Consider the following 469-nt stretch of genomic DNA (forward strand, 5'->3'; position numbering starts at 1 on the left):
GCAGCCCTTCCTCCTCGGCACCCCAGAAGCCGAACCGCACCGCGTTGTTCACCTGCGGTGAATCTCCCAGCTGCAGCGCAGTTTCCAGCACGGCAGCCACCCCGGAACCGTTGTCGTTGATGCCGGGACCTTCGGGAACGCTGTCGAGGTGCGCCCCGACCATCACCACGTCAGAGGTCGATCCGGTCTTGGTCTGGGCGATGACGTTGCGGGTGTGCTCGACGCGCACCCCGGCGACGAGCTTGATGGTGGTGGGGCCGGGTGCGTTGCGCAGCCTGGTGCCCTCATCCTTGGTCACGCTGACCACCGGGATCTTGACGTCGGTGTTGCGGCCCAGCGTGCCGCCCATCTTCTCCTCGTTGTCGGTGTTGACGACGATCATCGCCACCGCGCCGCGCTCCGCTGCGGCGGTCTGCTTGTCGGCGAAGGGGCAGGAGCCACGGTCGACCAGCACCACGGCACCCGCAAC

At 67.6% G+C, this 469-nt stretch carries 1 protein-coding gene; it reads right to left on the reverse strand.

What is annotated here, in order from left to right; all coding sequences use genetic code 11:
- On the reverse strand, nt 1-457 hold a 457-nt coding region (locus IMZ11_RS44000; protein WP_228649685.1), incomplete at its 3' end, for a M28 family peptidase.
- Nucleotides 458-469: the final 12 nt, after the last annotated feature.

Source organism: Microtetraspora sp. AC03309 (assembly GCF_020826795.1).
GTDB lineage: Bacteria > Actinomycetota > Actinomycetes > Streptosporangiales > Streptosporangiaceae > Microtetraspora > Microtetraspora glauca.